Annotated in this window: 14 protein-coding genes; 3 read left to right on the plus strand and 11 right to left on the minus strand. The window is 70.5% G+C overall.

The window, feature by feature from the left end:
* The first annotated feature begins 46 nt into the window (after positions 1 to 46).
* Together CHC05_RS01890 and CHC05_RS01895 are read left to right on the plus strand one after the other, a co-directional pair.
* On the plus strand, positions 47 to 643 hold the full coding sequence (locus CHC05_RS01890; protein ID WP_245870614.1) for a hypothetical protein: 597 nt from the start codon (positions 47 to 49) through the stop codon (positions 641 to 643).
* Between the two features lie 27 nt (positions 644 to 670).
* The gene (locus CHC05_RS01895) at positions 671 to 976 is read left to right on the plus strand and encodes an EthD domain-containing protein (RefSeq protein WP_089243954.1); all 306 of its coding nucleotides are present in this window, start codon (positions 671 to 673) and stop codon (positions 974 to 976) included.
* A 370-nt stretch (positions 977 to 1,346) separates the two neighbouring features.
* Here CHC05_RS01895 and CHC05_RS01900 read toward each other — a convergent pair whose 3' ends face one another.
* The 4 genes from CHC05_RS01900 to CHC05_RS01910 form a co-directional block, all read right to left on the minus strand.
* A complete protein-coding gene (locus CHC05_RS01900) occupies positions 1,347 to 2,246 on the minus strand; it encodes a quinone oxidoreductase family protein (RefSeq protein WP_089243956.1) in 900 nt (299 codons plus the stop codon).
* Positions 2,247 to 2,319: 73 nt separating this feature from the next.
* The gene (locus CHC05_RS01905; protein ID WP_089243958.1) at positions 2,320 to 2,766 is read right to left on the minus strand and encodes a nuclear transport factor 2 family protein; all 447 of its coding nucleotides are present in this window, start codon (positions 2,764 to 2,766) and stop codon (positions 2,320 to 2,322) included.
* A gap of 77 nt (positions 2,767 to 2,843) precedes the next feature.
* Entirely contained in the window at positions 2,844 to 3,029 is a 186-nt protein-coding gene (locus CHC05_RS41970) for a type 2 periplasmic-binding domain-containing protein (protein WP_218824385.1), read from the minus strand.
* Positions 3,026 to 3,745, minus strand: a complete 720-nt coding sequence (locus CHC05_RS01910) for a LysR family transcriptional regulator (RefSeq protein WP_218824386.1) — start codon at positions 3,743 to 3,745, stop codon at positions 3,026 to 3,028. Before CHC05_RS01910 ends, CHC05_RS41970 begins: the two co-directional genes overlap by 4 nt.
* 72 nt (positions 3,746 to 3,817) lie before the next feature.
* On the opposite strand from CHC05_RS01910, the gene CHC05_RS01915 reads away from it, so the two are divergent.
* The gene (locus tag CHC05_RS01915; RefSeq protein WP_089243960.1) at positions 3,818 to 4,636 is read left to right on the plus strand and encodes an SDR family NAD(P)-dependent oxidoreductase; all 819 of its coding nucleotides are present in this window, start codon (positions 3,818 to 3,820) and stop codon (positions 4,634 to 4,636) included.
* A 40-nt stretch (positions 4,637 to 4,676) separates the two neighbouring features.
* Here CHC05_RS01915 and araA read toward each other — a convergent pair whose 3' ends face one another.
* The 7 genes from araA to chvE form a co-directional block, all read right to left on the minus strand.
* The gene (gene araA / locus CHC05_RS01920; RefSeq protein WP_089244685.1) at positions 4,677 to 6,185 is read right to left on the minus strand and encodes an L-arabinose isomerase; all 1,509 of its coding nucleotides are present in this window, start codon (positions 6,183 to 6,185) and stop codon (positions 4,677 to 4,679) included.
* A gap of 14 nt (positions 6,186 to 6,199) precedes the next feature.
* The gene (locus tag CHC05_RS01925; RefSeq protein ID WP_089243962.1) at positions 6,200 to 6,886 is read right to left on the minus strand and encodes an L-ribulose-5-phosphate 4-epimerase; all 687 of its coding nucleotides are present in this window, start codon (positions 6,884 to 6,886) and stop codon (positions 6,200 to 6,202) included.
* Positions 6,883 to 8,535 carry a ribulokinase gene (gene araB / locus CHC05_RS01930; RefSeq protein ID WP_089243964.1) on the minus strand — a complete coding sequence of 551 codons (1,653 nt, stop codon included), beginning with the start codon at positions 8,533 to 8,535 and terminating at the stop codon, positions 6,883 to 6,885. The genes CHC05_RS01925 and araB overlap by 4 nt, the downstream gene beginning before the upstream one ends.
* 3 nt (positions 8,536 to 8,538) lie before the next feature.
* Positions 8,539 to 9,585 carry a LacI family DNA-binding transcriptional regulator gene (locus CHC05_RS01935; RefSeq protein ID WP_089243966.1) on the minus strand — a complete coding sequence of 349 codons (1,047 nt, stop codon included), beginning with the start codon at positions 9,583 to 9,585 and terminating at the stop codon, positions 8,539 to 8,541.
* A 17-nt stretch (positions 9,586 to 9,602) separates the two neighbouring features.
* Positions 9,603 to 10,844 carry a multiple monosaccharide ABC transporter permease gene (mmsB, locus tag CHC05_RS01940; RefSeq protein ID WP_089243968.1) on the minus strand — a complete coding sequence of 414 codons (1,242 nt, stop codon included), beginning with the start codon at positions 10,842 to 10,844 and terminating at the stop codon, positions 9,603 to 9,605.
* Entirely contained in the window at positions 10,841 to 12,406 is a 1,566-nt protein-coding gene (gene mmsA, locus CHC05_RS01945; protein WP_089243970.1) for a multiple monosaccharide ABC transporter ATP-binding protein, read from the minus strand. The genes mmsB and mmsA overlap by 4 nt, the downstream gene beginning before the upstream one ends.
* 73 nt (positions 12,407 to 12,479) lie before the next feature.
* On the minus strand, positions 12,480 to 13,610 hold the full coding sequence (chvE, locus tag CHC05_RS01950) for a multiple monosaccharide ABC transporter substrate-binding protein (protein WP_089243972.1): 1,131 nt from the start codon (positions 13,608 to 13,610) through the stop codon (positions 12,480 to 12,482).
* Positions 13,611 to 13,665 lie beyond the last annotated feature (55 nt).

A 13,665-nucleotide genomic window follows, 5' to 3' on the forward strand; every position in this document is an offset into this window, starting at 1 on the left:
CGGATAGAACGTTCTGTCTTGACAAACCCGAGCCGCGATTGTCATCGTGAGCGAGACAGAACGTTCGTTCTGCCCCGCCATCGAAAGGCTGACCATGACCACCGTCACCGCACCCGGGGTCTCGACGACGGCGACCGCACTCCGGCGCCTCTACTTCGCCCGCTTCGGGTTCGCAGTCGTCTGGGCCGTCGTGACGTTCGCGATCGCCGACGAGCTCAGCGCGCTGACTGCCACCCTCCTCGTGATCTACCCGTTGGTCGACGCGGCCGCCGCGGTCGTCGACCTGCGCTCGTCGCGCACCACCACCCTGCTGTCCGTCAACATCGTGGTCAGCCTCCTCGCGGCCGTCGGCCTGGCCGTCGCCAGCACGTCCGGCATCCCGGCCGTGCTGCGCGTGTGGGGTGCCTGGGCGGTGGTGGCCGGGCTGGTGCAGCTCATCGTCGGCGTCACGCGCCGCGGGATGGGCGGCCAGTGGCCGATGATCATCAGCGGCGGCCTCTCGGTGCTCGCCGGTGGGGCGTTCGTGGCGGCCGCCTCCGCCGAGGACCCGGCGCTGACCAACGCGATCGGCTACGCCATCCCCGGCGCGATTCTCTTCCTCATCGCGGCCATCCGGCTGCGCCGCACGGCTAAGACCAACTGAGCCACCCCGATCGAGAAGGAAAGCGATTTGCCAACCAAGATCACGTTGATCGTCGACAACCCGGCGAACCCGGACGAGTTCGAGAACGCGTACGCGGAGGTCCGCCAGGCCGCGGAATCGCTGCCGAAGCTCCGGCGGCTCGAATCGGCCAAGGTGTGGCCGAAGGAGGACGGCACACCCACACCCGCCTATCGAACGCTCGACCTGTACTTCGACAGCTACGAGGACGCTTCGACCGCGGTCAAGACACCCGCCGCCGCTGCCCTGTTCGGTGGGCTCGCGGGAACGCAGGTGACGTTCATGGGCCTGTTCTCGGACATCGAGCAGCCGTAGCGCGGCGGCTGGCGGGGCCGCGTGCTGAGTACATGTTCTGTCACGTACGTACGTGCCAGACCACGTAGGCCCAGACCACGTAGGCCGCGCGAGAACCCCTGCCCGCCGCCGTGGGCGGGGGCTAAGGGCTCGTCGGCTCCGGTGGCACCGGCAGGTCCACCTTGAGCAGCACGCAGGCGATGGCCTGTCGGCTGTCCGAGCGTGGCCAAGGGCACCTCCGCGATAGCAGCTCGACCACAAAGGCGCGGTCACGGCGGGAGCCTGCCTCAAAGGCACTCCCGCGACAGCAACTCGACCACGAAGGCGCGGTCACGGCGGGAGCCTTCCTCAAAGGCACTCCCGCGACAGCAACTCGACCACGAAGGGCTGGTTACGACAACAGTGCGACGCGGCCCGGGTTGGCGCGGTTTGCCAGCAGGGCCACGGCGTCCGCGGCCGCGTCGAACGGTAGGTCGACGTGCCGCGGGTCGAGGTGACCCGCGGCGAGCAGTGCCCACAGTTCCGCCCGCAGGTCCTCGACCACGGACGGCCGGGTGCGGTGGAGGGTGCCGATCGTCAGGGCCGTGACGGTCTTCATCCCCGGCAGCAGCGCTCCCGCGTCCACCGATCCGCCGCCCGCGCTGAACGCGACCAACCGCCCGAACGGCGACAGCGCCTCGATGCCGCGGGCGACCAGCGGGCCTCCGGCCCCGTCCAGCACCAGGTCGACCGGGTCGCCCCACGCCGGTTCGTCGTAGGTGACGACCGCGTCCGCGCCGCACGAGCGCACGAAGTCCGACTTGTCGGGCGAGCTCATCGCTCCGACCACCCGGCCCGCGCCGAGTGCCCGCGCCAACTGCACCGCCAGGTGCCCGACCCCGCTCGCGGCCGCCGTGACGAGCACCGACTCGCCGGCCGAGAAGCGGCCGGTGCGCGACGCGGCCAGCTCCACCAGCCCGCCGCGGACCACCGCCACGGCAACGCCCGGCGCCACCTCCGGCGGGATCGCGCTGATCAACCGCGGATCGGCGACGACGAACTCCGCGTACGCGTCCGCGAACACGACCCCGCCGACCCTGTCGCCCACGGCGAAACGGTCGACGCCGGAGCCGACCACGACGACCGTGCCGACGATCTCGCCGCCGGGTGAGCCAGGTGTGTCGGCGGCCAACGCCCGGAGCAACCCGACGCCCGCGCCCACGGCCTCGGTCCGGACCAACACCCGCCCGGCCGCCGGCTCCGGCCGGGAAACCGTCACGACCGACGCCGCGCCATCCGCGAAACTGAGCATCCGCACAACAGTGATCTTGGTCGCGCCAGCGGACTGCGGCAAACCGATTTCGCGTACGGACAGGACAGGCGGTTCAGGCCGTCGTGGGGCGGCGGTCGACCCAGTCCACGATCAGTTGGCGTTCGGCGAAGAGCCAGCGACCTTCGTCGCGGACGAAGCGGTCGTGGTAACGGATCGACATGACCATCAGGACGCGCTGGCCGTTCTCGGTCCACAGGTGGTGGGCCAGGCAGTAGGTCTCGCCTGTCGCGTCGTCGCCCTCGATCGTGACCGTGCTCTGGCCGTTGAAGTGGGTCGTCTGCTCGTAGTTTCGCAACGCGCCGAACTCATCGGCGAGCCTCGTGCGGCCCTCGATGACCGGCGCCGGGTCTCCGCCGTCCGCTCCGCCCATGAAGACCGAGACCCGGGCGTCCGAGGTGAACAGCGCGGCCTGACCGGTCGCGTCGCGGCGGTCCGCGAGGCGGGCGTATGCGTCGACCAGGTCGCGCAGCGCCGCCCGGTCCGATTCGTGGTTGCTCATGGGACCGATCTTGCGGCGGACCGGGCCGGGCCGGCCAACACCGGTTGCCTGACACGCCGCCAGGTAGAGCCCGTGGCTCAGCCCGCCTCGGTGAGGTCCGTGCTGGTGGCCAGGTCGGTGACCACCTCGCGGAGCCGGCGCAGCGCCGGCGCGGTGTTGTCCGGGCGCCACACCATGTCGGTCGGCATGAGCTCGCCGGTCAGCGGCACGAAGACGACTCCCGTGCGGCGTAGGTGGTGGGCCGACCGGCCCAGGCGGGTCACCCCGACCCCGGCCGCGACCAGGCCCAGAACCCCTGGACGCTGGCGTCGCGGGCGACGACCTGAGGGCTGAAGCCCGCCGCCCGGAAGCTCTCGTCGAACGCCCGGTGCCACGGCTCCCACGAGCTGCGTGGCGTCATCACCCAGCGCTCCCCCGCCAGGTCCGCCAGGGACAGCGCGGCGCGGTCGGCGAGTGGGTGGCCGGCGGGCAGGACCGCGCAGACCTGTTCGGTGGCGATCGTGTGCGACGCCAGGCCCGGTACCTGCGGCGGGCGGGTGAAGGCCAGGTCGAAAGATCCGTCGAGCACCCCGTCCACCAGCGACCCGATGGCGGTCTCGGTCGTCAGGACCGAGACCGATGGAAGCCGCGACCGGGCGGCCCGGACGATCGGCGGCAGCAGGTGGTTCGCGGTGGTCGCCAGGAACGCCAGGCTCAGTTCGCCGGCCTCCCCGCGCCGCGCCCGTGCGACGACGGCCACCGCCTCGTCCGCGCGGGCCAGCGCCGCCCGCGCCTCGGGGAGGAACAACGCCCCGGTATCGGTCAGTCTGGTGCCCCGGCTGTCACGTTCGAACAGTTTGACCCCGAGGTTCCGCTCCAGCGCGGTGATCTGCTGCGACAGTGACTGTTGCGCGATCATCAGGCGGGTCGCGGCGCGGGTGAACGACAGCTCCTCGGCGACGGCCACGAAGTACCGGAACTGCCGAAGATCTGGGGTCACAGCCCGAACCTACCGCTGCGCCAGGCAGCCGGTGTTGGCCGCGGCCGACTACGCCGCCGCAGCATCGACCGCATGCAGAACAGAGTTTGGTTGATCACCGGGTGTTCGTCGGGTTTCGGCCGGGAGATCGCGCTCGCCGCGGCGGCCGCCGGCGATCGGGTGATGGCCACGGCGCGTCGACCAGCGGCGCTGAGCGACCTGGCCGAGCACGAACACATCAGAACCACCACGATGGACGTCACCGACCCCGACTCGATAGCAAGAGCGGTCAAGGCAACCCTCGACGCGTACGGCCGGGTCGACGTTCTGGTCAACAACGCCGGCTCGCTGGTGCTCGGCGCCGTCGAGGAGATCACGATGGCCGAGCTGCGCGAGCAGTTGGAGGTCGTGTTCTTCGGCGCGGCCGAGGTCACCAAGGCCGTCGTGCCGCTGATGCGGGCCCAGGGCAGCGGGACGATCGTGCAGATGAGCTCGCTCGGCGGACGGAAGACATACCCGGCGTTCGGTGCCTACCACGCGGCCAAGTGGGCCCTGGAGGGCTTCTCCGAGACCCTGGCGACGGAGCTCGCGCCGCTCGGGGTGCGGGTGCTGATCGTGGAGCCCGGCGCGTTCCGCACCGAGTTCAACAACAACAAGTACGTGACCCGGGAGCTGCCGGCGTACGACGCGACGGCGGGTGCGACCCGACGGTTCACCCGGGAGCTGGAAGGCGCCGAGCCGAACGACCCGGTCAAGGGCGTGGCGGCGATCCTGGCAGCGCTCGACAGTGCCAAGCCCCCGCTGCGGCTGCTGCTCGGCGACGACGCGGTCGACGGCCTGCGCGAGCACCACGCGGCCCTGCTGGCCGAGGTGGCGGAGTGGGAGCACCTCAGCCGATCGACGGCGATCTGAGCGAAAGGGGGCGCGGCACCGGGCCGCGCCCCCAAAAAACTCAGATGCCTTGCGCCAGCCGGTGGTACGCGGCGCTCCAGCGCAGCTCCTTGGCCAGGCCGCGCCGGGTCGTGCCGGCCTCGATGTGTACGAGCTCGATGCCCAGGTGGTCGGCCAGGGTGCCGATCTCCTCGGCGGTCACCGCGGTCGACAGCACCGTGTGGTGCGGCCCGCCGGCGGTGAGCCAGCCCTCGGTCGCGGTCGAGAAGTCCGGGCGCGGCTCCCACACGGCGTGGGCCACCGGCAGCTTCGGCAGCGGCTCGTTCGGCTCGACCAGGTCGACGTCGTTGGCCACCCAGCGGAACCGGTCGCCGAGGTCGGCCCAGCCGACGGTCACGCCCGGACCGGTCGCCGCCGTGAAGACCAGCCGGGCCGGGTCCTCGCGGCCGCCGATGCCCAGCGGGTGCACCTCGACGCGCGGGCGGTCGCCGGCGATCGTCGGGCAGACTTCCAGCATGTGCGCGCCGAGGATCTTCGGGGTGCCAGGGCCGAGGTGGTACGTGTAGTCCTCCATGAAGGACGTGCCGCCCGGCCGGCCGGCGCCGACGACCTTCAGGATGCGCAGCAGGGCCGAGGTCTTCCAGTCGCCCTCTCCCCCGAAGCCGTAGCCGTCGGCCATCAGCCGCTGCACCGCGAGCCCGGGAAGCTGACGGAGGCCGCCCAGGTCCTCGAAGTTCGTGGTGAAGGCCCGGAAGCCGCCGGAGGTCAGGAACGACCGCAGCCCGGCCTCGACCCGCGCCTGGTAGCGCACGCTCTCGTGCCGCTCACCGCCCGGACGGAGATCGGGAGCGACGTCATACAGCTCCAAATAGGACGATACCACGTCGTCAACCGCTTCGGACGACACGGAGTCCACAACGGACACCAGGTCGTTGACGCCGTAGCCGTTGACGGACACGCCGACCCGCAGCTCCGCCTCGACCTTGTCGCCCTCGGTCACCGCGACGTCGCGCATGTTGTCACCGAACCGGGCCAGCCGCAGCGAGCGGGCCTCGGCCACGCCGGTCGCGGCCCGCGCCCACGAGCCGATCCGGGCCGCCACCACCGGGTCGCTGACGTGCCCGGCGACCGTGGTCCGCGGGACCCGCAGCCGGGTCAGGGCGAAGCCGAACTCCCGGTCGCCGTGCGCGGCCTGGTTGAGGTTCATGAAGTCCATGTCGATCGTCGCCCACGGCAGGGCGGCGTCGGCCTGGGTGTGCAGGTGCAGCAGCGGGCGGCGCAGCGCGTCGAGACCGGCGATCCACATCTTGGCCGGCGAGAACGTGTGCATCCAGGTGATCACGCCGACGCAGGCCGGGTGCTCGTTGGCCCGCCCGATGATCTGGCGGATCGCGTCGGAGCTGGTCAGCACCGGCTGCCAGACGACGCGCACCGGCAGGTCGGCGGAAGCGTCGAGCGCGGCCGCCACCCGCTGCGACTGCGAGGCGACCTGCGCGAGGGTGTCCTCGCCGTACAGGCCCTGGCTGCCGGTCAGGAACCACACTTCCTTGCCGGCGAAGGGGTCGTCGATCACGATGTTTCCTTTCAACGCTGCCCGTAGACGTTCTGGTACCGCTCGTAGAGGGAGTCGATGTCGGCCTGGGCGATCGGCAGGGGCGCACCGAGCTGCCGCGACAGGTGCACCGTGCGGGCCACGTCCTCGCACATCACCGCCGCCTTGACCGCCGACCGGGCGCTGTCGCCGATCGTGAAGACGCCGTGGTTGCGCATCAGCACGGCCGGCGAGCGCTGGCCGGCCAGCGTGGCGACGATGCCCTGGCCGATCGAGTCGTCGCCGATCAGGGCGAACGGGCCGACCGGGATCGGGCCGCCGAACTCGTCGGCCATCGCGGTCAGCACGCACGGGATCGCCTCGCCACGGGCGGACCAGGCGGTCGCGTACGGGCTGTGCATGTGCACGACGCCGTTGACCTCCGGCAGGTGCCGGTAGACGTAGGCGTGCGCGGCGGTGTCGCTGGACGGGGCGCGCACCCCGTCGACAACCTCACCGTCCAGGTCACAGACGGTGATGCCTTCCCAGGACAAGCCGTCGTACGAGACGCCGCTGCCCTTGATCACGAAGAGGTCCGCGCCCGGGACCCGCTCGGACACGTTGCCGGCGGTCCAGGTGACCAGGCCGTAGCGGACCAGTTCCTGGTGCAACGCGGCCACGGCACCCCGCTGCTCCTGGTGCGAGCCGTTCTCAGAACGCTGAACGGGGACGGTCGTCACGCTGACTCCTTGGCGGTGCGGCGGATGTCGCGCAGCCGGTGCAGGACGTCGTTGCCGCCCCGGCCGAAGTGGTCGTGCAGGAGCTGGTACTCCGCGTAGAGCGCGTCGTAGGCGGTCGCCCGCTGGTCGTCCGGCACGTACACGGCCCGCCGGACCTTGCCCATCGCCTCGGCCGCGGCATGCACGTCCGGGTAGGCGCCCGCCGCGACGGCCGCGTGGATCGCCGAGCCCAGCGCGGGACCCTGCTCGGAGTCGATCACCGACAGCGGGCGCCGGCAGACGTCCGAGTAGAGCTGCATGAGGAACGCGTTGCGCAGCAGCCCGCCGGCCACCACGAGCTCTGCCACCTCGACGCCGTTGCTCTCGAAGGCCTCGACGATGGTCCGGGTGCCGAACGCCGTGGCCTCCAGCAGCGCGCGGTAGACGTCCTCGGCGCGGGTGGCCAGGGTGGTGCCGACCAGCACGCCGGACAGCTCGTGGTCGACCAGCACCGAGCGGTTGCCGCCGTGCCAGTCGAGCGCGACCACGCCGTGCTCGCCGACCTCCTGCGCGGCGGCCAGGGCGGTGAGGTGGTCGTGCACGCTGATGCCCGCGGCGGTCGCGGATTCCACATAGGACGCGGGTACGAAGTTGTCGACGTGCCAGGCGAAGATGTCGCCGACGCCGCTCTGCCCGGCCTCGTATCCGTACAGCCCCGGCACGATGCCGCCGTCGACGACGCCGCACATGCCCGGCACCTCGCCGAGCCGGTCGCTGTTCATCACGTGGCACGTGGAGGTGCCCATCACCATCAACATCTGGCCGGGCTCGGTGGCCTTAGCGGCCGGCGCGGTGACGTGTGCGTCCACATTGCCCACGCAGACCGCGATGCCCTCAGGTAGACCCGTCCATTCTGCGGCCGAGGCAGTCAGCCCACCCGCCAGCGCGCCGAGCTGGCCGATCTCGTGCTCAAGCTTGTCGGTGACGAACGACGCGAACCCCGGGTTCAACGCCGCCAGATAGTCAGCCGACGGGTACGCGCCGTCCTGGTAGATCCCCTTGTAACCGGCCGTGCACGCGTTGCGCAAATAGCTGCCGCAGAGCTGCCACACGATCCAGTCGGCGGCCTCGACCCAGCGGTCCATGGCCGCGTACACGGACGGATCCTCCTCGAGCACCTGGAGCGCCTTGGCGAACTCCCACTCGCTGGAGATCTTGCCGCCGTAGCGGGCCAGCCAGGTCTCGCCGCGCGCGGCGGCCAGCGCGTTGATCCGGTCGGCGTGCGGCTGGGCGGAGTGGTGCTTCCACAGCTTCGGGTACGCGTGCGGCCGGTCCCGGAAGGCGTCGAGCTCGCACAGCGGCGTGCCGTCCGTGGTCGTCGGCAGCACGGTGCAGGCGGTGAAGTCGGTGCCGATGCCGATCACCTCGGCGGGGTCGATGCCGCTGGCGCGCACGGCGGCCGGGACCGCGTCGCGCAGCACCGCCAGCCAGTCCCCCGGCATCTGCAGGGCCCAGTCCGGCGGCAGCTGCTCACCGGTGGCCGGCAGCCGGCTCTCGACCACGGCGTGGTCGTACACCGAGACGGCGCTGCCCAGCTCGGCCCCGTCCGCGACCCGGACCACGACCGCCCTCCCGGACAGCGTGCCGAAGTCCACCCCGACGACGTACATGAGTCACCCTTTCCCCCGGGCCGGTGGCGCGGTGGTCGCGCGCACCAACAACTGCGGCACGACCGGTCGCGGCCGAGCCTGTTCGCCGCCGAGCAGCCCGAGCACGAGCTGCACCCCGCGCCGCCCCAACTCGGCGAAGTCCTGCCGGACCGTGGTCAGCGGCGGGATGTAGTAGGGCGCCTCCGGCACGTTGTCGAAGCCGACGACGCTGACGTCGTCCGGCACCCGCAGGCCGGCCTCGTGGAAGGCGTTGAGCAGCCCGAAGGCCATCTGGTCGTTGGCGACGAACACGGCGGTCACCGACTCGCCCCCGCGCCGGCGGGCGACCAGCTCCCGGCCGGCGGCGTGCCCGGAGGCCGGCCACCAGTCGCCGCGCAACACGGACGGCAGTGGCGCGCCGGCGGCCTCGAGGACCGCCCGCCAGCTCGACGCGCGGGCGGCCGCCTCGATCGACCCGGCCGGCCCGCTGACGTGGTGGACGGTGCGGTGGCCGAGGTCGAGCAGGTGCCGGGTGGCCAGCGCGGCGCCCGCCTCCTGGTCGACCCAGACCGCCGGGCCGTCGCCCTCGCCGCTGGCCTGCACCGCGATCAGCGGGACGGCGGCGTGCACCTGGCGCAGGGCCAGCACGGCCTCGTCGTAGGTGCTCAGCGCGACGATCGCGTCCACCGACTGGGTCGCCAGCCGGTCGACCGCCTCGGTCATCGTGCGGGCGCCGGCGTCGTCGAGCACCGAGACGGTCAGGAAGTAGCCGGCCGCGCGGGCCGCGTGCTCCAGCCCGAGCATCGTCTGTGCCGGCCCGTACTGGCTGATGTTCGACGTGACCAGGCCGATCGTGCGGGTCGAACCGGTGGCGAGGGCCCGGGCCGCCCCGTTGGGGCGGTACCCGAGCTCCGCGATCGCCGCCAGGACCCGTGCCCGGGTGGCCACCGCCACGTTGGGGTGGCGATTGATCACCCGCGACACGGTCTGGTGCGACACGCCCGCGCGGGCGGCCACGTCCGACATGGCCAGTGGCCGGGTCGGGGCGGAGTCCGCGGTCGGTGCGTCCATCGGTGCGATCAGCGACGTCAGCGGTTGGCGCCGACGCGACGCTTGTTGTAGATGTCGAACGCCACGGCGAGCAGCAGCACGAGGCCCTTGACGACGGACTGGACCGACTGGTCGATGCCCATCAGCTGCATGCCGTTGCTCATCACAGCCATGATCAGACCACCGACCATGGCGCCGACCACGGTGCCCACGCCGCCGGCCACGGCCGCACCACCGATGAAGGCGGCGGCGATGGCGTCGAGCTCGAACATGTTGCCGGCCGCCGGCTGCGCGCCGTTGGACCGCGACGAGTAGATGACACCCGCCACGCCGGCCAGGAAGCCCATGTTGACGAACATCCAGAAGTTGACCGACTTGACCTTGACGCCGGAGAGCTGCGCGGCCGACAGGTTGCCGCCGATCGCGTACACCTGGCGCCCGAAGACCGTGCGGCGGGTGACCATGCCGTAGGCGATGACCAGGACGGCCAGGATGATCAGCACGATCGGCAGGCCGCGGGCGTGGGCGAGCTGCCAGGCGAAGTACATGATCACCGCGCCGACCAGCAGGATCCGCAGCACGAAGAGCGGGAACGACTCGACCGACTGCTCGTAGCGGACGCGGGCCGCCCGGGTGCGCCAGCCGCTGACCGCGATGCCGGCCACCGCGACCGCGCCGATGATCAGCGTGAAGGCGTCGTAGCCGTTGCCACCGAGCAGGCCGTTGAGGAAGCCGTTGGCGATCTTCTGGTATTCCGCCGGGAACGGCGACAGCGAGATGTTGTCGAGCACCTGGAGCGTGAGTCCGCGGAAGAGCAGCATGCCGGCCAGCGTCACGATGAACGCGGGCATGCCGACGTACGCGACCCAGAAGCCGTGCCAGACACCCACCGCCAGGCCGACGGTGATCGCCGCGACCACACCGACCCACCAGGGCATGCCCTGCTGGATGACGAGCACGGCGGACACCGCGCCGGTCAGCGCCACCACCGAGCCGACCGACAGGTCGATGTGGCCACCGATGATCAGGATGACCATGCCGATCGCGAGGACCAGGATGTACGAGTACTGCAGCAGGATGTTCGTGATGTTGCCCGGGCTCAGCGAGACGCCGTCGGTCAGGATCGCGAACAGCCCGACGATCACCACGAACGCGACGTAGATGCCGCTCTGCCGCAGGTTACGCATGATCAGCGTACGCGGGTCGCTGGTGCCGGTGTGCAGCGCGACCGCCGGAGCGGTGCCGGACTCCCGCGTCTCGGGGGGCTTGGTGTCGGTCATCCGGCGAGCTCCTTCTCCTTGGTCATGAGCGCCATGAGGTTTTCCTGGGTGGCCTCGCGCACCGGGAGCTCCCCGGTGATGCGGCCGGCCGAGAGCGTGTAGATGCGGTCGCAGATCCCGAGCAGCTCAGGGAGCTCGGACGAGATGACGATGACCGCCTTGCCCTGCGCCACCAGCTTGTTGATGATCGTGTAGATCTCGTACTTGGCACCGACGTCGATGCCGCGCGTCGGCTCGTCCAGGATCAGCACGTCCGGGTCGGTGAACAACCACTTGGACAGCACGACCTTCTGCTGGTTGCCGCCCGAGAGCGTGCCGACGGTCGCCATCACGTTGGACGTCTTGATGTTCATGTCACGCCGGCTCTGCTCGGCGATCTTGATTTCCTCGTTGCCGTTGACCCAGCCACCGCGGGCCAGCTTGCCCAGGGCGGCGGCGGAGATGTTGCGGCACACGTCGGCGATCAGGTTGAGCCCGTAGCGCTTGCGGTCCTCGGTGGCGTACGCGATGCCGTTGCGGATCGCCTCCGCCACCGAGCGCGCCCGGACCTCCTTGCCGTGCATGAAGATCCGGCCACTGACGTCGCGCCCGTAGGAGCGGCCGAACACGCTCATCGCGAGCTCGGTGCGCCCGGCGCCCATCAGCCCGGCGATGCCGACGACCTCGCCGGCGCGCACGTTCAGGTTGGCCCCATCGACGACCTTGCGGTCCTGGGTCGGGTGCCAGGCGGTCCAGTCCTCGATGCGGAAGACCTCGTCGCCCGCGTGCGACTCGCGGTCGGGGTAGAAGCTGTCGATGTCGCGGCCGACCATGCCGCGGATGATCCGCGCCTGTGTCGCGTTCTGCGACGGAGCATCGAGGGCGCTGTCGGACGATTTCATCTCGAGCGTCTCGACGGTGCGGCCGTCGCGGATCACCGTGGTCGAGTCGGCGATCGCGGTGATCTCGTTGAGCTTGTGGGAGATCATGATGCAGGTGATGCCCCGGTCGCGCAGGCGGCGGAGCAGGTCGAGCAGGTGCGCCGAGTCGATGTCGTTGAGCGCGGCCGTGGGCTCGTCCAGGATCAGCAGCTTGACCTCTTTGGACAGTGCCTTGGCGATCTCGACGAGCTGCTGCTTGCCGACGCCGAGCTGGATCACCGGCGAGGTGGGGTTCTCGTCGAGGCCGACGGACTTGAGCAGCGACGCCGCCTCGGCGTTGGCCCGGTTCCAGTCGATCAGGCCACCCGTGCCGCGCCGCTCGTTGCCGAGGAAGATGTTCTCGGCGATCGAGAGGTAGGGCACCAGCGCGAGCTCCTGGTGGATGATGACGATGCCCTGGGACTCGCTGTCGCGGATGCCGTTGAAATGCACCGGCTTTCCGTCGAACACGATCTCGCCCGTGTACGAGCCGGTCGGGTAGACCCCGGAGAGCACCTTCATCAGCGTGGACTTGCCCGCGCCGTTCTCACCGCAGATCGCGTGGATCGCCCCGCGTCGGACGGCGATCGACACGTCCTCGAGCGCCTTCACACCGGGGAAAGTCTTGGTGATGTCGCGCATCTCCAGCAGCACGTCGGTCATCCGTCCTCCTTCTGCGTGCGTGCGGGGCGGCAGGCCCGGTGACCCACGCGGGGTCACCGGGCCTGCCGGTTGGTCACTTGGCCTGGCCGGCCGCGACCTCGTCAGCCGTCCAGTAGCCCGAGTCGATCAGGCTCTTCTGGATGTCATCCTTGTAGACCGTCTCGACCGGCAACAGGTACGAAGGAACGACCTTGACGCCGTTGTCGTACGTCTTGGTGTCGTTGGCCTCCGGCGTCGCCTTCTTCAGGAACGCCTCGGCGGCGATGACGGCCTGCTCGGCCAGCAGTCGGGTGTCCTTGAAGATGGTCGAGCTCTGCACGCCGTCGTTGATGAGCTTGACGGACGCGATCTCGGCGTCCTGGCCCGTCACGACCGGCATCTTGCCCTTGTAGCCGGCGTTCTGCAGCGCGGTGATGATGCCGCGGGAGAGGCCGTCGTACGGGGAGAGCACACCGGCGACCTTGGCGCCGTCGTTGTAGCTCGAGGTCAGCAGGTCTTCCATCCGCTTCTGCGCGGTCTCCTGCTGCCACCGCAGGGTCGCCGCCTGCTCGATGGAGGTCTGCTTCGACTTGACGACGAGGGTGCCCTTGTCGATGAACGGCTTGAGCGTGTCCATCGCGCCGTCGAAGAAGAAGTGCGCGTTGTTGTCGTCGAGCGAGCCGGCGAACAGCTCGACGTTGAGCGGGCCCTTGGCCGTGCCCTCCGAGCCGTCCTTGTTGAGCACGCCGAGACCCACGAGGAGCGCCGTCGCCTGCGCGACGCCGACCTTGTAGTTGTCGAAGCTGACGTAGAAGTCGACGTTCTTGCTGTCGCGGATCAGCCGGTCGTACGAGATGACCGGGATCTTCTTGTCGGCGGCGGCCTGGAGCTGGCTGCTGAGCGCCGTGCCGTCGATGGCCGCGATGATCAGGACGTCGGCGCCCTGGGTGATCATCTGGTCGACCTGCTGCGACTGGGTCGGGATGTCGTCACCCGCGTACTGCAGGTCCACCTTGTAGCCCTTGGCCGTCAGCTTCTCCTTGACGGAGTTGCCGTCGGCGATCCAGCGCTCGGACGTCTGCGTCGGCATCGAAACGCCGATCGTCAGCTCGGTCGGGGCCTGGTTCGCGGTGTCGGTGCCACTGCCGGCGCCCTCACCGCTGCAAGCCGCCATGCTCAACGCCACTGCCGCGGCGCCCAGAGCGGCCAGAAGTCGCTTCTTCAAGCTGTCCCCCCTTCGGGGTTCGTATGCCATCAACGTTCCGGGTTACAACGAGCCA

It is taken from the genome of Asanoa hainanensis, assembly GCF_900188485.1.
GTDB classification, from domain to species: Bacteria; Actinomycetota; Actinomycetes; order Mycobacteriales; family Micromonosporaceae; genus Asanoa; species Asanoa hainanensis.